Raw genomic sequence first — 17182 nt, 5'->3', positions numbered from 1 at the left:
ATCAGAGACCCGCCGCAGCCACTTTATTGTTTTCGCCACCTTCGACGGCAGCTTGCAACGCCTTGTTCGCACCGTTCAGATCCGATCCCGCAGCAGCGAGCCAGGTCTGATACTGGTCTTTCGAGACAACACGCACGGCGATTGGCATGAACCCGTGATCCTTGCCGCAAAGCTCGGAACACTGACCGTAATAGAGGCCTTCTTTTTCAGCCTTGAACCAGATTTCGTTGATACGGCCCGGAACGGCGTCCATCTTTACGCCGAAGGCAGGAATGGTCCAGGAATGGATCACGTCGGCGGCAGTCACCAGAAGGCGAACGCTTTCACCGACTGGAACAACCACTTCATTATCGACGGCCAGAAGGCGCGGATAGCGGGACTTATCCTCTTTGCCCGCAGCGGCGCGATCGCCATCCTTCAACAGAAGGGCATCGAAGCTGACCGGATTGTCGACCTGATATTCATAACCCCAGTACCACTGGTAGCCGGTCGCCTTGATCGTCAGGGACGGGTCTTCCGGCGAATATTGCGCGGTCAAAAGCTGGAACGACGGCACAGCCAGGAACAAAAGAATGATCACGGGACCGACGGTCCAGATCACTTCGATCATCGTATTGTGGCTAGTCTTCGACGGTTCTGGATTGACGCTCGCCCGGAAGCGAAGCACAACGATCACCAGCAACGCCAGAACCAGCAACGTAACCGGAATAATGAACCAGAGCGTATAGCGCTCAAACCAATGAATCTGCTCGGCAATACCCGTTGCAGCGTCCTGAAATCTCCATTCCCATGGACGCGGCTGATCCGCCAAAGCGGCACCGGTCATCCACAGCACTGCAAGAGCACCAACGACGGCGCCCTTCGTTGTGGCAACAATCTTATCCACCAGAACTCTCTCCCTTTTCGCCCTTTCAGGCTTGGACGCCGGACGCAAATGACGGCCGCATCCCCCGTCGGCGTTCAAATCACACCTTAACGCACACCGCAAGGAAGGCGAATATGTTCCTGTGCGGCATTTTTGCGCGCAGCTTTTGCCCGCAGACAGAACCACTCCCAATTCCGCGCGGATTCCTAACCTTATGTAAGTGCATCCGTAAACCGGCAAAAACTTGGGAAAAACCTACAAATCCCATAATGAAGCCATGATTTGAAAAGAGGTTTTGCCGCACGTGCTACGTGACAATCGATCCAACAGGCGATATCACCGTTGCGATGACAGCTTTAATTGACGATGACTGATAATCACGTCTCTGATTGCTTTTCATGGCTGATGCTGCGCGTTAACGTCCCACTGATTCGATCTGGAGATTTCATGACTGTCCGCATGCTTGCCAACCGCCCGATTCTTCAGCGCCTGATGGCCCTTGCCACTGGTGTCAGCCTGTCGCTTGCCGCCGCGACCTTGCCGTCTGCCGCGCAGGACACGCCCGCGCCGTTGCAGACACCGGATCAGGCTCCGGCTGCGCAGTCGCAGGCCGCCCCGACCAACCCGCAGCAAAGCGGCAAGCTGAAGTCGCAGCACGGCGCATGGGCTGTGCTCTGCGATACGCCTGCCGGCGCCAAGACCGAGCAATGCGCGCTGATCCAGAACGTGGTTGCCGCCAAGCGCCCGGAACTCGGCCTTTCGGTCGTGGTTCTGAAAACCGCCGATAACAAGGCGCGCATTCTTCGCGTGCTGGCCCCGCTCGGCGTTCTGCTGCCGAACGGTCTTGGACTCAATGTTGACGGCAAGGATATCGGCCGCGCCTATTTCGTGCGCTGCTTCGAAGACGGCTGCTATGCGGAAGTCATTCTCGAAGACGAACTTCTGAAGACGCTGCGTTCCGGCAAGGCCGCAACCTTCATCGTCTTCCAGACGCCGGAAGAAGGCGTCGGCATTCCCGTCGACTTGAAGGGATTTGGTGAAGGCTTCGACGCCCTCCCCTAAGAACTATCGATATTCCGGCGCTGGCGGGCTGCAAACCGCATCCCGCTGCGCTTCCGGTGCTCATGTACCCTAAAGTGCACTCCGCGCCGGTTCTCGCGGCCCACGGTTTTCGCCTCGCCATCACCAGAATCTCAACAGTTCTTCATCGCGTGGTTGTTCTCAACCGCTTTAAGGCTTACATCCTGCAGCAGACACATGCTGCGGGATTTGTTTTTATGAAAAGCCTGATCGACAGTTTCGATACCGGACGTGACGATATCGAACGCCTCGTTGCCGCGAGCCTCAAGGGCAGCGACGACGGCGAACTCTTCATCGAATATCGCGAAGCTGAAGCGCTCGTTTTCGACAATGGCCGCCTCAAGACCGGTTCCTTCAATCAGGATCAGGGTTTCGGCCTGCGCTCGGTTGCCGGAGAAGCCATCGGCTACGCCCATGCGGGCGATCTTTCAATGGCCGCGCTGAAGCGCGCCTCCGATGCGGTTTCTGCAACCATCAAGGGCTATGGCGGTTCCTACGCCGCAGCACCGGCTGGCACCAATCGCCATCTCTATACCGACGAAAACCCGATCGGCTCGCCAACCTTCGATGCGAAAGTGCAGCTTTTGCAGCAGATCGACGGCTATTTGCGCGCCAAGGACCCAAAGGTCCGTCAGGTGTCCGTCTCGCTCGCCGGTTCATGGCAGCAGGTCGAAATCCTGCGCGCTGACGGCCATTTCGTGCGCGATATCCGTCCCATGGTGCGGCTCACCGTGTCGGTCGTGGCAGGCAGCGGCGACCGACAGGAATCCGGCTCGCATACGCTGGGCGGGCGCAAGGGTTTTGGCGAATTCATCACCGTTGAAAGCTGGCAGCACGCAGCCGACGAAGCTCTGCGGCAGGCACTGGTCAATCTGGAAGCGATCCCTGCCCCGGCAGGCACGTTCGACATTGTTCTCGCCAATGGCTGGCCGGGCGTCATGCTGCATGAAGCGGTCGGCCATGGCCTCGAAGGCGATTTCAACCGCAAGAAGACCTCCGCCTTTGCCGGGCTGCTCGGCCAGCAAGTGGCGTCCAAGGGTGTGACGGTCGTGGATGACGGCACGATTGCCGAGCGTCGCGGCTCGCTGACCATCGACGATGAAGGCACGCCGACCAACCGCACGGTGCTGATCGATGACGGCAAGCTGGTCAATTACATGCAGGACCGCCAGAATGCGCGCCTGATGGGCATGGAGGCAACCGGCAACGGACGCCGTGAATCCTATGCCCGTGCGCCGATGCCGCGCATGACCAACACCTATATGCTCTCGGGCGACAAGACGCCGGAAGAGATCATCGCCTCCATGAAGAAAGGCATCTACGCCGTTTCGTTTGGCGGCGGACAGGTGGACATCACCTCCGGCAAGTTCGTGTTCGGTTGCACGGAAGCTTATATGATCGAGGACGGCAAGGTCGCCGCGCCAATCAAGGGCGCCATGCTGATCGGCAACGGCCCGGATGCCATGCAGCGCATTTCGATGATCGGCAACGACATGAAGCTCGATACCGGCAGCGGCAATTGCGGCAAGGGCGGCCAGTGGGTTCCGGTTGGCGTTGGCCAGCCGCATCTGCGTATGGATCAGGTAACCGTCGGTGGTACGGCGGTCTGATAGACCGCCGTTTAGTCGCGAAACCCCACGCATTTGATAAACTGCACCGAAGGCGTTTATAAGTATCGTTGGAAGCTTATCGAAGACATAGGCTGACCTGGAGACACTTATGCCTGGATCTTCATACGACTGGACAGGAAAGCAACCCGACAAGCGCAACCGGCAGAAGCGCATGCTCATCATCACGGCAATCGCGATGGGCGCGCTTATTCTTCTGCTGGGGCTTGTGGACGGGCTTTTGATCCTGCTCGGTTAATGGTGCCCGTTTACGAAATCGACTGTGCAGGTGTGAAAAAGCCAGATGAACTCTGGCGACGCTATCTTGCTGTGGTCCCGGCGCAGGATGCGCAATCCTTCGGCTATACGCTCGATTCTTTCTGGGATGCCGTGCAGTGGCAGGGGCCGGGCTGGCCCGGCGAATGCGAGCTTGTGTTCAAAAACACGGAAGCGCTGAGCGAATTGCGCACGCTCGGAGGCAAGCCTTTTCTGGAAGCCTTCAGGCGGCTGGTGCATGACACCAGCCGCATTTCGATAAGGCTAAACTAGGCCGTCAGATATTCTGGCCACCCGACACTTCGATGCGCTGGCCGGTGATCCAGCCCGTACCGCCCGACAAAATGACGGCCACGGCGCCGCCAATATCGTCCGGGCGTCCGACGCGACCCATGGCCGTTGTGCTCGCGATCATCTTGTTGACTTCCGGCATATCGCGCACCACGCCGCCGCCGAAATCCGTTTCGATGGCGCCGGGCGCAATCGCGTTCACCGCAATGCCGCGCGGGCCAAGCTCGCGGGCCAGATAGCGCGTCAGAACCTCGATCCCGCCTTTCATGGTCGCATAGGCCGAATAGCCCGGCAGCGCAAAGCGGGCGAGACCGGTCGAGACGTTGAGGATCTTGCCGCCATCCTCGATCAGCGGCAGCAGGGTCTGCGTCAGGAAGAAGACGCCTTTCAGATGCACATTGACCAGACCGTCGAAATCTTCTTCCGTGGTTTCGGCAAACGGCTTGTGAACACCATAGCCGGCATTGTTCACCAGATAATCGAAGCGCGTCCGTTGCCACTTGTCCTGAAGCGCCTGCTGCAGCTTTTCGGCAAAACCCGCAAAACTTGCAACCTTCGCCGTGTCGAGCGGCAAGGCAATGGCGGTGCCGCCCTCGGCTGCAATTTCGGAAACTGTCTCTTCCGCTGCTTTCGCATTGCTCTGATAGGTCAGAACGATGCCAACGCCCTGCTTGGCCAGATGAAGTGCTGCGTTGCGGCCAAGCCCTCGGCTACCGCCCGTGATGAGTGCAATCGTCATGTCAGTTTCCTTTTGTTCAACGAACTCTGGTTTCTATATTGGCGCTTTCCAGTTCGTTCGGCCTGCCTCATTCTCCGCGAAACATGCCCAATCCTCCGAAGGCTCCGATTTCTGTGTCGCGGGAAATAAAGGCTTGCTATGCTTTTCCCATGTCCGAACATGCTTCAAATCTCGCAGCCCGCTGCATCGAAATCGCCCAGGAAACTGCGGCGGGGCCTTATCCTGCGCCGACCGGCATCAAAGGTGTTACGGTGGTATGTTCACCGGCCGTATCGGAGATCCGGCCCGATATGTATCAGCCGATGATTTGCCTGGTCCTCCAGGGGGCCAAAGAAATTCTGCATGGCGAAAGGGCCGTTCGTTTCGATGCGGGCATGACGGCGATAGTCTCGCACGAATTGATCACAGGCGCGCGAATTGTCGAAGCCAGCGCCGATAGGCCCTATGTGGCTCTTGCCTGCCGGATCGATCTGGAGATTTTGCGCGCGCTTCAGGGCGAGATTGAGCCGGGTATGATTGCGGCGGCGCGAAGCGAAGCCGTGGCCACCGGCAGGGCCGATGCGGGCGTGACCGATGCCATGACACGGCTGCTCGATCTGCGCGACAAGCCGCTCGAACGACGCGTTCTGGAGCCGATGATCCGCAAGGAACTGCATTTCCGTGTGCTTCTGACCCGTAATGGCGCGATGTTGCGCCAGCTGGCCCAGCCGGGCAGTCCGGCAAGCCGCATCGCAAAAGCGATCACCCATATCAAGCAGCACTGGAATGACCCGATCCGCACAGAAGAACTGGCGGATATTGCCGGAATGAGCCCTTCCAGCTTCCACGAACATTTCAAATCCGTCATGGCCACCACGCCGCTGCAATATCAAAAGGCGCTGCGGCTTCTGGAAGCGCGCCGCCAGTTGAGCGAGACCGCCGTGCCGGTTTCATCAGTTGCTTTTGCGGTCGGCTATGAAAGCCCGACGCAGTTCAGCCGCGATTATCGCCGCGCCTACGGCACCCCGCCCCGCGAAATGCGGGCGCGATAAGGGGTTAGTCTTCCGGCAAGGCCCGCACATAATCGATGAAGGCGCGCAATGGCTTCGGCATGACACGGCTGGAAAAATAGAGATGCGGCCCGTCAAAAGCTGGCCACCAGTCGGACAGCACCGGCACCAGTTCGCCACGCTGTTGATACGGTTCCAGCCAGTTGCGGAAACTGTAGATCAGGCCATGTCCCGCTACCGCCAGATTGAACGCGCCCCATACGCCGGTCGTACCGATGATCAGTCTCCCCCGCGGGTCGACCGTGATAATCTCGCCGCCTTTTTCGAATTCCCAATCGGTCAGTGCACCGCTGATAAAACGCATGCGGATACAATCATGCTCCAGCACGTCGGCTGGATGCTGCGGCATCCCTCGTTTCTCTATGTAGCTTGGTGCAGCCATCAGCGCACCCCATTGCTGACGAGGCCCGATGGGCACTGCGATCATATCCTGCGCCAGATGCTCGCCATAACGGATACCAGCGTCGCAGCCAACGGCATTGAAATCAATGAGCCGATCATCCACAACCACTTCGATCTGCACGTCGGGATGTTTGGCAAGAAAGCCGTCGATCAGCGGTGGCAGAATGTCATACATGACTGCGCCGGGCACATTCAGCTTCAGCCTGCCCCGCACCTCGTTCTGCGAACTGGCGGCTTCGTCAAGCGCAGCGCGGGCTTCGGCCATCACAGGGCCAAGCCGCTCCACAAGGGCGCTGCCCGCCTCCGTCAGATGAACGCTGCGCGTGGTGCGGATCAACAGCGGTACGCCTAGCCTCTCCTCCAGCCGCGAGACCGTCTCGCTGACCATGGATGCCGAAACGCCGAGCCAGCGCGCGGCATTGCGAAAGCCACCAGAACGGGCCACCGCCAGAAAGACCGAAACGTCATCAAGGGGAAGAAGCTGCCTATTGTTCGCCATGGCGAACAAGCTATCCGCTTCAAGCCCGGTTATCAATGCATATGCGATCAGTCATAGTCCGGGAAAAGGAGATTTCAGATGAGCAATCATTCTTCCGCCGCCCCTGCAACGAATATTCAAAGCAGCCCGGCAGCCGCAGCCGGTCGCTTCACCTTTCCCGGCACCTCGATTTCCGTCAACAGGATGGGCTATGGCGCGATGCAGCTTGCCGGGTCGCATGCGTTTGGAGAACCGCGCGATCCCGAAGAGGCCCTCGCCGTGCTGCGCGAAGCGCTGACGCTCGGCATCGACCACATCGACACCAGCGACTTCTACGGTCCTTATGTGACCAACCGGCTCATTCGCGAGGCGCTTTACCCCTACCCCGCCCAGCTGACGCTGGTGACCAAGATTGGTGCGTGGCGCGACGACAAGGGCAGCTGGATCTTGCAACGCGATGCGGATTTCCTGCGCCGGTCCGTCGAAGATAATCTCGAACGCCTCGGTATTGACCAGATCGCCATCGTCAATCTACGGATGGGTGGTCCGGACGATGATGTTGCTGCGCCCATGCAGGCCATGCGGCAGATGCAGGATGAAGGACTGCTCGGCCATATCGGCATCAGCAATATCGACGCAAAGCAACTCCAGACAGCGCGCGACATCGCCCCGATTGTCTGTGTGCAGAACCTCTATAATCTGGTGAACCGAACCGATGAGGCCATGATCGACCATCTGGCCGAGGACGGTATCCCTTACGTCCCCTTCTTCCCGCTGGGCGGCTTCAACCCGTTGCAGACAGACGAATTGAATCGGGTCGCGGACGAAATGGGCGAGACCCCGCAAAGCGTGGCTTTGGCCTGGCTGCTGCAACGCAGCCCGAATATTCTGCTGATCCCCGGCACATCGCGCAGAACCCATCTGCGCCAGAATATCGCCGCAGCTGCCTTGACGATCAGCCCCGAACACAAGGCCCGTCTGGGCGCCATAGCCGGTCTCGCCTGACAGCCGCTTAATCGTGACAGTGAACAGAATAAAACCGCCTCAAGGGCGGTTTTATTGCTAATGTTCTGGCTCAGATGCCCGGCTCTTCTTCGAGCAGGCCGGTCACGAAATCGAACAGGCCGGGGCGGCGGTCACGACGCAGGCGTTCCGCCTCGATGATCGCCTTGATCGCCGCAAAGGAGCGGTCGAGGTCTTCATTGATAACGATATAATCGTATTTCACCCATTTCTGGATTTCAAAACGGGCGTTCTGTAAGCGCGTCTCGATCACTTCGGGCGTGTCTTCCGCACGGCGATTGAGACGCTGCTGCAATTCGCGCATCGTCGGCGGCAGGATGAAGATCGACACCACATCGGCGGGCATCTTGGCCTGCAACTGGTCAGCGCCCTGCCAGTCGATGTCGAACAGCATATCCTGACCATCAGCCAGCGCAATCTCGGCGGTTTCGCGCAAAGTGCCGTAGAAATTGCCGTGCACTTCCGCCCATTCGATCAGTTCGTCATTGTCGCGCAGGCGTTCGAATTCGCGAATGGTCTTGAAGTGATAATGCACCCCTTCGATCTCGCTTGGACGGCGCTGGCGCGTCGTCACGCTGATCGACAGCGAAAGGTCCATCTTCTTGTCTTCCAGCAACAGCCGGGCAATGGTGGATTTTCCAGCGCCCGATGGCGACGAGATCACCACCATCAAGCCTCTGCGCGCGACGCCATTTTCAACTGAAGAGATGGCCATGTACTGTTACTCCAGATTCTGTACTTGTTCGCGAAACTGATCAACGACCGCTTTCAGTTCCAGCCCGATGGCCGTGATCGACGCCGCGTTCGACTTGGAACACAGTGTATTCGCTTCACGATTAAATTCCTGTGAAAGAAAATCGAGCTTGCGCCCGACAGGCCCGCCGTCGGCGAGCAATTTATGTGCGGAGGCGACATGGGTGTCGAGCCGGTCCAGCTCTTCCTGAATATCCGCCTTGGTCGCAAGGAAAGCCGCTTCCTGATAAAGCCGGGCCTCATCCAGATCGCGCGGGCCATCGAGCAGAAGCGCAACCTGCGCAGCGAGCCGCGCCTTGATGGCGTCCGTGCTCCGCGACGGGTCCTGACGCGCCGCGTCTGTCAGACGGCCGATTGTATCGACATGGCCGGACAGGATCGTGAAAAGCGCCTTGCCTTCCTGCGCCCGCGCCTCGGCAATGGCTTTCAGCGCGCCTTCGAAGGCCGCCACGATGGCCGCTTCCAGTTCGGTGCGCGCATCGTCATCTTCCGCAACCTGTGCCTGATCGATCATCCCGCGCAGCGACAGAACACCATCGACACTCGCAGGCGCCAGACCGTACTTTTCCTGCAATTCGGCGCCAAGTTTCAGCACCTCGGCCAGCATGGCGTGATTGATGACGAAACTGGCCTGCTCGTCGGCACGCTCGACACTCAGGCTCGCCTGAAAATTACCGCGGGAGAAATGGCGCGCCAGCATGGACCGCACCGGGTGCTCGGCGGCTTCCAGCCCTTGCGGCAGACGCAGGCGCAGATCAAGCCCCTTGCCGTTGACCGAGCGCACTTCCCAAACGATGCGCGCCTCACCATTGGCACCGTCGTGCTGCGCGGCGTAGCGCGCAAATCCGGTCATGCTCTGGAGCGCCATGCGTCCGTACCCCTCAACTGTGCACAGGGGCGACTGGCCTGCCCATGCATCGAAACTCACTCAAAGCGCCTCGCCTCACCACGCGAAAACACCGTACTCAATCAAACATACAGAGCCGGCGCTATTCAGCAACCGGCTCTGAAAAATTCGCACAGATACGTTTCAGCAGCTTTTTACTGCCCCGCGCTCTGACCGTTGCTCTGGCCTGTGTTCTGGCCGCTTGCGCCAGTACCAGTGCTGTTCTGCTGTTCCACATTGCGCCACTTGCGAACATTGGCGTTGTGTTCCTGCAAAGTCTTCGAGAAGACGTGCCCGCCAGTGCCATCCGCCACGAAATACAGGTCTTCCGTGTCGAGCGGATTGGCGACCGCCTCAAGTGCCGCTTTGCCCGGATTGGCAATCGGCGTCGGCGGCAAGCCATTGATGACATAGGTGTTGTAAGGCGTTGGCTTTTCGATATCCGACTTGAAGATCGGACGGTCGGACGGTTTGCCCGCGCCGCCGAACAGGCCGTAGATAATCGTCGGGTCCGACTGCAGACGCATGTTCTTGTTCAGACGATTGACGAAGACCGACGCAACGTGCGGACGCTCCGATGCGATGCCCGTTTCCTTCTCGACAATGGAAGCCAGCGTCACGAACTCATTGCGGTCCTTGACCGGCAGGTCTGGTCCGCGCTTCGCCCATATATCGTCAACCAGCTTCTTCTGCGAAGCGACCATGCGGTCGATGATTTCCGAGCGCGAGGTGCCGCGCGTGAAATGCAGCGTGTCGGTGAACAGCGAACCTTCCGGCGGAAAATCCTTCGGCATATCGCCCACCAGAATGGGGTCGGCGGAAATACGGTCGAAAATCTGCTTGACGGTCAGCCCTTCCGGCACCGTCAGCGGATACATGATCGACTTGCCGCTGATGAGAATATTCATCACGTCGCGCATGGTTGCGCCTGCCGGAATGGCGTATTCACCGGCTTTGAGGTCGTTCTCATGACCATAGGCGCGGATGCCGAACCGGAAAATACGTCCATCGCTGATGATGTCGCGGGCTTCGAGGCTGTTCGTCACTTCGGAAATGCCAGCGCCGCGCTTGACCAGGAAAGTCGTGGCGTCCGTCAGCGGTCCCGGACCGTCGAACTGCATCTTGCCGAAATAGAACAGCGCCGATGCACCCAGCAATGCCAGCACGACCAGCGACAGCATGAAATTCATGAACACGACGATCTGGCTGCGCGCATGGCGCGAGCGCTTGCGCGGCGGCGGTGTGCCCGGTTCGGGGCGCAGGGCTTCGGACGCGGATTTGGGAACAAACGGCTTTGCCGCCGCAGTCGCTTCCGACGGCGTTTCGGCCCTTGCAGCCTTCGCTTGCTCTTCGGCAGAGTTGTTTCCGGGTTGCTCCCCGGGCTTTACCTCTGAATTCACTCCATCACCTCGGTCCTGTAGCCTTGACTGACGGCGCCACAACGATGCGTCACCTATCTGTCCCGAGCGGCTCTCCGCAATTCATGCCTTCGAAGCTTTGAAGCATCGGAGACAGGCTTACCCTAACCGCTGTTGCAGATTTTAAATATCGCATCCGGTTATATTTTGGCAAAAACGCGGAGAAATCCCCGCGTTTTTATTTAATCCTATTAGATTTTGACTTTCCGGCTGGAAAAGCTGGTCAGGAATAGCGACGCAGCACCAGCGAAGCGTTGGTTCCGCCGAATCCGAAGGAGTTCGACAGAGCCACGTCGATTTTGCGTTCGTGTGCCTTGTGCGGCACCAGATCGATCTTGGTCTGAACCGCCGGATTGTCGAGATTGAGCGTCGCAGGCGCAACATTGTCACGAATGGCCAGCGTCGAGAAAATCGCTTCGGCAGCACCGGCAGCACCCAGAAGATGGCCGATGGACGACTTGGTCGAAGACATGGAAATCTTCGAAACCGCATCGCCGACCACGCGCTCGACAGCGCCCAGCTCGATCGTATCAGCCATGGTCGATGTGCCATGCGCGTTGATGTAATCGATCTGATCCGGCGTGATTTCAGCGCGCTTGAGAGCTGCAACCATGCAGCGCTCGGCGCCTTCGCCGCTCTCGGTCGGAGCCGTGATGTGATAGGCATCGCCCGACAGGCCGTAACCGATCACTTCGGCATAGATCTTCGCGCCACGCGCCAACGCGTGTTCAAGCTCTTCCAGAACCACAACGCCAGCACCTTCGCCCATGACGAAACCATCGCGGTCATCGTCATAAGGACGCGACGCGGCGGTCGGATCGTCGTTGCGCTTGGTGGAAAGCGCCTTGCAGGCTGCAAAGCCCGCGAGCGAAATGCGGCTGACCGGCGATTCCGTGCCACCGGCAACCATCACATCGGCATCGCCGAAAGCGATCAAACGTGCCGCATCGCCAATGGCGTGCGTGCCCGTTGCGCAGGCGGTGACGACCGAATGGTTCGGGCCGCGCAGATTGTGCTTGATCGATACATGGCCGGAAGCCAGATTGATCAGACGTCCGGGAATGAAGAACGGGGAAATACGGCGTGGGCCCTTGTCGCGCAGCGTGTAGCCTGCTTCGACGATGCCTTCGATGCCGCCAATGCCGGAACCGATCAGAACACCGGTGCGCACCTGATCTTCATCGCTCTCGGGATGCCAGTTCGCGTCATCCAGCGCCTGATCGGCAGCGCCGACGGCATAGACGATGAACGGATCGACCTTGCGCTGTTCCTTGGGCTCCATATGGAGGTCGGCATTGAACGTGCCGTTGGTACCGTCGCCTACCGGAATGCGGCAGGCAATCTGGCAAGCCAGATCGTCAACCTCGAATTCCGTGATGCGGCGAGCCCCGCTTTCGCCAGCCAGAAGCCGCTTCCAGGACTCTTCCACACCGCTTGCAAGCGGTGACACCAGACCGAGACCGGTGATGACGACACGCCTCATATCCACCCCTTAAAACTGTTATGTCACGAGCATCGACCCGCAGGCTTTCACCGGCAGATGCAATGTCCGGGCCTGATATAAGGGATGATGCTCCAATCGTTAAATCGGAGTCTGCCGCAGGAGCCAGTCGAAACTTGGACGACACTTGGCATCCCGGCAAATTCACTTAATTGCCGAAAACGGCCCGCGCAGACATGTCCACAGGACTGCTCTGTACGTTGTAGCTGCTGGCATTCCCGGACGCGAGCGGCCTCTTTGCAAAGGCGCCGCATCCGGCAATGTCAGACTATAGCTCAGAATACAGGCAGGGCCGGGATCCGAAGAGCCCAGCCCTCAACTCTGTTCTGATTAGGCAGAAGCCTTGTCGATGAACTTCACGGCGTCGCCGACCGTGAGGATCGTTTCTGCAGCGTCGTCAGGAATTTCAACGCCGAATTCTTCTTCGAAAGCCATGACCAGCTCGACGGTGTCGAGGCTGTCTGCGCCGAGATCATCAATGAAGCTTGCGCCTTCCGTGACCTTGTCGGCATCTACGCCCAGATGTTCAACAACGATTTTCTTGACGCGCTCTGCGGTATCGCTCATGTCGGAACCTCGACCTGTGTGTTTGTTGCTCTGCCTTGGTTAGCGGCATGCAGGATTGTAATCAAGTTATAAGATGCCTGTCAGCTTCAAGCGATGTCGCCCGGACAGCCATCCTGTGGATATTCCTTTCGGAACAGGATCGCGGCATTTCCATTAGAAACACCGCAACTCTCGATGGGCGCATTACCATGCTTCTTGGGCGAGGCAAAGCGCCTTTTCCTGTCACGCCCCCAGTATTAAGGTATTTTATACCATAATTCAGGGGGGTGAAGGGGATCAGATCATGGCCATGCCGCCATTGATGTGCAGCGTCTGGCCCGTCACGTAACCAGCCTGATCGCTGGCCAGATAGACCACAGCAGCGGCGATATCCGCGCCCACGCCCATGCGCTTCATGGGAATATTGGCCATGATCGCTTCTTTCTGCTTGTCGTTCAGCTTGTCGGTCATGGCCGATTCGATGAAGCCGGGCGCAATGCAGTTCACCGTCACATTGCGGCTTGCGATTTCCTGCGCCAGCGACTTGGAGAAGCCGATAAGGCCTGCCTTCGATGCACAATAATTCGCCTGACCCGGGTTTCCGGTCACGCCAACGATGGAGGTGATGTTGATGATGCGGCCATTGCGGCGGCGCATCATCGGATGGGTCAGCTCACGCGTCAGGTTGAAGACCGAGGTGAGATTGACGTTGAGAACGGCATCCCAGTCTTCATCGCTCATGCGCACGAACAGACCGTCGCGGGTGATACCGGCATTGTTGACCAGAATATCGACGCCGCCCAGCTCTTCTTCAGCCTTCTGGCCGAGCGCCTTGACGGCTTCACGGTCCGACAGATTGGCCGGGAAGATGAAAGTACGGTCGCCGAGTTCGGCAGCCAGTTCCTTCAGCTTTTCTTCGCGCGTGCCATGCAGGCCGACAATGGCGCCCTGTGCATGGAGCGCGCGAGCAATCGCTTCACCCAGACCGCCGGTCGCACCGGTTACGAGAGCCTTGCGGCCAGTCAGATCAAACATGCGAAATCCCTTTTAAGCGTTGAGTGCAGCTATTGCCGCTTCGATTTCTTCAGCCGAACCAACGGCAGCGCCGGACACATCCTTGGAGATGCGGCGCGCCAGACCGGTCAGAACCTTGCCCGAACCTACTTCATAAAGCGAAGTCACGCCATTGGCGGCAAACCATTCCACGGTCTCGCGCCAGCGCACCTGACCCGTCACCTGCTCGACCAGCAGATCGGCAATTTCGTTGGCGTCCGTCACCGGCGCTGCACGCACATTGGCGATAAGCGGCACAACCGGATTGTGCTTTTCGACGCTGGCCAGCGCTTCGCGCATTGCTTCGGCGGCAGGTGCCATCAGGGTCGAATGGAAGGGTGCGGAAACCGGCAGCATGATGGCGCGCTTTGCGCCCTTCTCGGACGCAAGCGAAGCCGCCAGCTCGACCGCAGCCTTGGAACCCGAAATCACCAGCTGGCCGCCGCCATTGTCATTGGCGATCTGAACAGAACCGGAAGCCTTGGCTTCCGCGCAGATCGCTTCCACGTCGCCATGTTCCAGACCGATGATGGCCGCCATCGCGCCTTCGCCAACCGGAACAGCCTTCTGCATCGCGTTGCCGCGAATGCGCAGGAGGCGCGCCGTGTCGGCAAGCGAGAACGTGCCGGCAGCACAAAGCGCCGAATATTCGCCCAGCGAGTGACCGGCCACGTAGGAAACCTTTTCCTTCAGCGAGAAGCCACGCGATTCCATGACGCGCAGGACGGCCATCGACACAGCCATCAGCGCGGGCTGCGCATTGGCGGTGAGCGTCAGAACATCTTCCGGGCCTTCGAACATGGTGGCGGACAGCTTTTCGCCGAGCGCTGCGTCCACTTCGTCAAAGACGGCGCGCGCTTCCGCGAACTGTTCGGCCAGGGCCTTGCCCATGCCTACCGCCTGGCTGCCCTGTCCGGGAAAGGTAAATGCTACCGCCATTGATGCCTCATTCTGGTTTTAAGCATATGATAATGTCGAAACCGGTATCCGTTTTCGCCGACATGCCCTGCAATTAATGCACAATTTGGCGCGATGTGCCTTAGCCTTGGGCGAAAAGTCAAGCATTTGTCGGTTTTTCGGGGATATCGCGCTTGCAAACAAGGGGAAAAACACGTAATAGCCGCCCGTTCATTGCTCGGCACCAGCTGGGGGCTGAACGGAGGGCCGGATGTTTTGTGAAATTAATGTCACAGGCGTTCGTGGAAGTCATAAGCGCTTCTGCCTCCCGTGTCTCCGCTCTCGACCGTCTCAAGTACGCGTCCTTTCTTCACCGGTTTTCCGGCAAAAGAGAAGTCGCAGGGGCTTAGCCGCTGGTGTCGGCGTGATATAACGAAGAAAGGCAAAGCCAATGGCTCTTTATGAACATGTGCTTCTTGCCCGCCAGGACATTTCCCAGCAGCAGGTCGACGCTCTCGTCGAACAGTACAAGGGTGTCCTCGAAGCTAATGGCGGCAAGGTCGGTAAGGTTGAAGCTTGGGGTCTGCGTCCCCTCACCTACCGTATCAACAAGAACCGTAAGGCGTATTATACGCTTCTGAACATCGACGCTCCGGCTGCTGCCGTTGCTGAAATGGAACGTCAGATGCGTATCAATGAAGACGTCCTGCGCTTCATGACCATTCGCGTTGAAGAACACGAAGAAGGCCAGTCGGCTATGCTGACCCGCCGTGACGACCGTCGCGAGCGTGATGGTGATGACCGTCCGCGCCGCCGTGAAGGTGGTTTCGACCGCGGTGATCGTGGCGATCGCGGTGATCGCGGCCCACGTCGCCCACGCGACAACGAAGCTGGTGAAGGAGCATAATCATGGTTGATATCAATCAGATCCCGACCCGCCGTCCTTTCCATCGCCGTCGCAAGACGTGCCCGTTCTCCGGCGCAAACGCACCGAAGATCGACTACAAGGACATCAAGCTTCTGCAGCGTTACATTTCCGAACGCGGCAAGATCGTTCCTTCCCGTATTACGGCTGTCAGCCAGAAGAAGCAGCGTGAACTCGCCAAGGCGATCAAGCGCGCTCGTTTCCTCGGCCTGCTGCCTTACGTTGTGAAGTAAGACTTCTTCGGGAGGCATTCTCATCAGAGTTTGCCTCCCGAACCCTTTCCTCCATCGCGATGGGCGCGACGGAGTGTATTAAAAACCCAAGTTGAGACGCAGCCCTCGTGCCGTCTCTAACTGCAAAACCGGAATAGCCGGAGCAGGACAGCGAGACTGATGAAATTCAACGGAACCATAGTTGGTGTCGGCATATTGGCGGGGCTTGCCTCGGCATTGATGTCGTCCGGCGTCATTGTCCAGTCGGGCATGGCGATGGTTCTGTATTTCCTGACACCGCTTCCCATTTTCGTTGCAGCACTTGGCTGGGGTTCCACCGCCGGTATCGTTGCAGCAGCCGTCGCAACTATCGCCGTCGGCGTCTTTGCCGTTCCGATGGCTGCCCTCCTGATGGCGCTGACGAGCTATATCCCTGCGGCCATCGGCGCTTATCTGTCCGGCCTTGCGCGACCTGCCGAAGAACTGGGCGGACCGAAGGACGTGATGGTCTGGTATCCGCTGTCGGATATTATATTCCGCCTCGCCTTGATGGTTGCGGTCTCCTTTGTCGTCATCGGCGCAATTCTCGGCTTCGGCCCGGATATGGCGCGGGAACTGGCCAATGCGGTTATCGACCGCGTTGCGGAAGCCGACCCGCAATTCACCGCCAGCGATGAAATGCGCAACACGATGTCGGCGCTGCTGATGTTCGCCCTTCCGGCGATCCAGCCTGCCACCTGCCTCGCCATTCTGGTCGGCAATCTCTATCTGGCGCTGCGCCTGACCGCCATGTCGGGCCGTCTGCGCCGTCCGCGTGACGATTGGCCCGCAACGCTGCGTATGCCGCGCCCGGCGCTGATCGTTTTCGCAATCGCGCTTGCAGTCGCCTTCTTCTCCGGCGGCGCCGGTCTGGTGGCGACCGTGGTGGTGGGCGCACTCGGCGCAGGCTTCATGATGGCAGGTCTCGCCATCATGCATATGCGCACACGCGGCAAGGTATGGCGCCCGGTGGCGCTGTGGTTTGCCTATCTTGCGATCATTCTCTTCGCATTCCTGCTCTTCGTCTTCATGGTGGTCGGCCTTTTCGATACGTCGCGCGGCGCGCCGATCTCGAAAATTCCGGGCAGCGACAAGAGCACCGATAAACAACCGTAACCCGAATCAAACACTCGAAAGGAAAC

The 17182-nt window shown here is 58.8% G+C and carries 19 protein-coding genes; 9 read left to right on the top strand and 10 right to left on the bottom strand.

Translation table 11 applies throughout. The features are described from left to right. Position 1: 1 nt before the first annotated feature. Positions 2 to 826: a cytochrome c oxidase subunit II gene (gene coxB / locus FHW03_RS22195; protein ID WP_171058813.1), complete on the bottom strand. Its 825-nt coding sequence runs from the start codon at positions 824 to 826 to the stop codon at positions 2 to 4. 486 nt (positions 827 to 1312) lie between these two features. On the opposite strand from coxB, the gene FHW03_RS22190 reads away from it, so the two are divergent. From FHW03_RS22190 to FHW03_RS22175, 4 genes are all read left to right on the top strand, one after another. Further along, complete coding sequence (locus FHW03_RS22190; protein ID WP_182522622.1) at positions 1313 to 1927, top strand: invasion associated locus B family protein; 615 nt, start codon at positions 1313 to 1315, stop codon at positions 1925 to 1927. A 215-nt stretch (positions 1928 to 2142) separates the two neighbouring features. Beyond that, positions 2143 to 3555, top strand: a complete 1413-nt coding sequence (tldD, locus tag FHW03_RS22185; RefSeq protein ID WP_182522621.1) for a metalloprotease TldD — start codon at positions 2143 to 2145, stop codon at positions 3553 to 3555. Positions 3556 to 3664: 109 nt separating this feature from the next. Further along, the gene (locus tag FHW03_RS22180; protein ID WP_182522620.1) at positions 3665 to 3811 is read left to right on the top strand and encodes a hypothetical protein; all 147 of its coding nucleotides are present in this window, start codon (positions 3665 to 3667) and stop codon (positions 3809 to 3811) included. A 32-nt stretch (positions 3812 to 3843) separates the two neighbouring features. Then, positions 3844 to 4101 (top strand): hypothetical protein, encoded by a 258-nt coding sequence (locus FHW03_RS22175; protein WP_377515459.1) that lies wholly within the window; start codon positions 3844 to 3846, stop codon positions 4099 to 4101. A gap of 4 nt (positions 4102 to 4105) precedes the next feature. On the opposite strand, the gene FHW03_RS22170 is transcribed toward FHW03_RS22175, so the two are convergent. After that, complete coding sequence (locus FHW03_RS22170) at positions 4106 to 4858, bottom strand: SDR family oxidoreductase (RefSeq protein ID WP_182522618.1); 753 nt, start codon at positions 4856 to 4858, stop codon at positions 4106 to 4108. Between the two features lie 149 nt (positions 4859 to 5007). Between FHW03_RS22170 and FHW03_RS22165 the strand changes: the two genes are divergently transcribed. After that, a complete protein-coding gene (locus tag FHW03_RS22165; protein ID WP_182522617.1) occupies positions 5008 to 5889 on the top strand; it encodes an AraC family transcriptional regulator in 882 nt (293 codons plus the stop codon). A gap of 4 nt (positions 5890 to 5893) precedes the next feature. Here FHW03_RS22165 and FHW03_RS22160 read toward each other — a convergent pair whose 3' ends face one another. Beyond that, positions 5894 to 6808 carry a LysR family transcriptional regulator gene (locus FHW03_RS22160; protein ID WP_182522616.1) on the bottom strand — a complete coding sequence of 305 codons (915 nt, stop codon included), beginning with the start codon at positions 6806 to 6808 and terminating at the stop codon, positions 5894 to 5896. Positions 6809 to 6886: 78 nt separating this feature from the next. On the opposite strand from FHW03_RS22160, the gene FHW03_RS22155 reads away from it, so the two are divergent. Beyond that, on the top strand, positions 6887 to 7792 hold the full coding sequence (locus FHW03_RS22155) for an oxidoreductase (protein ID WP_182522615.1): 906 nt from the start codon (positions 6887 to 6889) through the stop codon (positions 7790 to 7792). Positions 7793 to 7862: 70 nt separating this feature from the next. On the opposite strand, the gene gmk is transcribed toward FHW03_RS22155, so the two are convergent. The 7 genes from gmk to fabD all read right to left on the bottom strand — a co-directional run bounded on the left by gmk (position 7863) and on the right by fabD (position 14906). Continuing rightward, positions 7863 to 8525 (bottom strand): guanylate kinase, encoded by a 663-nt coding sequence (gene gmk / locus FHW03_RS22150; protein WP_182522614.1) that lies wholly within the window; start codon positions 8523 to 8525, stop codon positions 7863 to 7865. Between the two features lie 6 nt (positions 8526 to 8531). Further along, positions 8532 to 9431 (bottom strand): YicC/YloC family endoribonuclease, encoded by a 900-nt coding sequence (locus FHW03_RS22145; RefSeq protein ID WP_182522651.1) that lies wholly within the window; start codon positions 9429 to 9431, stop codon positions 8532 to 8534. 173 nt (positions 9432 to 9604) lie between these two features. After that, entirely contained in the window at positions 9605 to 10711 is a 1107-nt protein-coding gene (mltG, locus tag FHW03_RS22140) for an endolytic transglycosylase MltG (RefSeq protein WP_377515482.1), read from the bottom strand. Between the two features lie 379 nt (positions 10712 to 11090). Next, on the bottom strand, positions 11091 to 12350 hold the full coding sequence (fabF, locus tag FHW03_RS22135) for a beta-ketoacyl-ACP synthase II (RefSeq protein ID WP_182522612.1): 1260 nt from the start codon (positions 12348 to 12350) through the stop codon (positions 11091 to 11093). 348 nt (positions 12351 to 12698) lie between these two features. Then, positions 12699 to 12935 carry an acyl carrier protein gene (locus tag FHW03_RS22130; protein WP_002963616.1) on the bottom strand — a complete coding sequence of 79 codons (237 nt, stop codon included), beginning with the start codon at positions 12933 to 12935 and terminating at the stop codon, positions 12699 to 12701. A 276-nt stretch (positions 12936 to 13211) separates the two neighbouring features. Beyond that, positions 13212 to 13949 carry a 3-oxoacyl-[acyl-carrier-protein] reductase gene (gene fabG, locus FHW03_RS22125; RefSeq protein ID WP_078338058.1) on the bottom strand — a complete coding sequence of 246 codons (738 nt, stop codon included), beginning with the start codon at positions 13947 to 13949 and terminating at the stop codon, positions 13212 to 13214. Positions 13950 to 13961: 12 nt separating this feature from the next. Continuing rightward, positions 13962 to 14906, bottom strand: a complete 945-nt coding sequence (gene fabD, locus FHW03_RS22120) for an ACP S-malonyltransferase (protein WP_182522611.1) — start codon at positions 14904 to 14906, stop codon at positions 13962 to 13964. Positions 14907 to 15315: 409 nt separating this feature from the next. On the opposite strand from fabD, the gene rpsF reads away from it, so the two are divergent. The 3 genes from rpsF (at position 15316) to FHW03_RS22105 (ending at position 17156) form a co-directional block, all read left to right on the top strand. Next, on the top strand, positions 15316 to 15771 hold the full coding sequence (gene rpsF, locus FHW03_RS22115; protein WP_121537353.1) for a 30S ribosomal protein S6: 456 nt from the start codon (positions 15316 to 15318) through the stop codon (positions 15769 to 15771). A 2-nt stretch (positions 15772 to 15773) separates the two neighbouring features. Then, positions 15774 to 16022, top strand: a complete 249-nt coding sequence (gene rpsR / locus FHW03_RS22110; protein ID WP_006466219.1) for a 30S ribosomal protein S18 — start codon at positions 15774 to 15776, stop codon at positions 16020 to 16022. A gap of 159 nt (positions 16023 to 16181) precedes the next feature. Then, entirely contained in the window at positions 16182 to 17156 is a 975-nt protein-coding gene (locus FHW03_RS22105) for a DUF2232 domain-containing protein (protein ID WP_182522610.1), read from the top strand. Positions 17157 to 17182 lie beyond the last annotated feature (26 nt).

Source organism: Ochrobactrum sp. RH2CCR150, assembly GCA_014138095.1.
GTDB lineage: Bacteria > Pseudomonadota > Alphaproteobacteria > Rhizobiales > Rhizobiaceae > Brucella > Brucella gambitense.
The sequence above is the reverse complement of the archived record's forward strand: the minus strand, read 5'-3'. Positions and strand labels throughout refer to the sequence as shown.

Excerpts from the sequence above, each read along its gene's own strand:
- coxB (WP_171058813.1), bottom strand. The coding sequence starts at position 826 with ATGACCGGTGCCGCTTTGGCGGATCAGCCGCGTCCATGGGAATGGAGA.
- FHW03_RS22190 (WP_182522622.1), top strand. The coding sequence starts at position 1,313 with ATGACTGTCCGCATGCTTGCCAACCGCCCGATTCTTCAGCGCCTGATG.
- tldD (WP_182522621.1), top strand. The coding sequence starts at position 2,143 with ATGAAAAGCCTGATCGACAGTTTCGATACCGGACGTGACGATATCGAA.
- FHW03_RS22180 (WP_182522620.1), top strand. The coding sequence starts at position 3,665 with ATGCCTGGATCTTCATACGACTGGACAGGAAAGCAACCCGACAAGCGC.
- FHW03_RS22170 (WP_182522618.1), bottom strand. The coding sequence starts at position 4,858 with ATGACGATTGCACTCATCACGGGCGGTAGCCGAGGGCTTGGCCGCAAC.
- FHW03_RS22165 (WP_182522617.1), top strand. The coding sequence starts at position 5,008 with ATGTCCGAACATGCTTCAAATCTCGCAGCCCGCTGCATCGAAATCGCC.
- FHW03_RS22160 (WP_182522616.1), bottom strand. The coding sequence starts at position 6,808 with ATGGCGAACAATAGGCAGCTTCTTCCCCTTGATGACGTTTCGGTCTTT.
- FHW03_RS22155 (WP_182522615.1), top strand. The coding sequence starts at position 6,887 with ATGAGCAATCATTCTTCCGCCGCCCCTGCAACGAATATTCAAAGCAGC.
- gmk (WP_182522614.1), bottom strand. The coding sequence starts at position 8,525 with ATGGCCATCTCTTCAGTTGAAAATGGCGTCGCGCGCAGAGGCTTGATG.
- FHW03_RS22145 (WP_182522651.1), bottom strand. The coding sequence starts at position 9,431 with ATGGCGCTCCAGAGCATGACCGGATTTGCGCGCTACGCCGCGCAGCAC.
- fabF (WP_182522612.1), bottom strand. The coding sequence starts at position 12,350 with ATGAGGCGTGTCGTCATCACCGGTCTCGGTCTGGTGTCACCGCTTGCA.
- FHW03_RS22130 (WP_002963616.1), bottom strand. The coding sequence starts at position 12,935 with ATGAGCGATACCGCAGAGCGCGTCAAGAAAATCGTTGTTGAACATCTG.
- fabG (WP_078338058.1), bottom strand. The coding sequence starts at position 13,949 with ATGTTTGATCTGACTGGCCGCAAGGCTCTCGTAACCGGTGCGACCGGC.
- fabD (WP_182522611.1), bottom strand. The coding sequence starts at position 14,906 with ATGGCGGTAGCATTTACCTTTCCCGGACAGGGCAGCCAGGCGGTAGGC.
- rpsF (WP_121537353.1), top strand. The coding sequence starts at position 15,316 with ATGGCTCTTTATGAACATGTGCTTCTTGCCCGCCAGGACATTTCCCAG.
- rpsR (WP_006466219.1), top strand. The coding sequence starts at position 15,774 with ATGGTTGATATCAATCAGATCCCGACCCGCCGTCCTTTCCATCGCCGT.
- FHW03_RS22105 (WP_182522610.1), top strand. The coding sequence starts at position 16,182 with ATGAAATTCAACGGAACCATAGTTGGTGTCGGCATATTGGCGGGGCTT.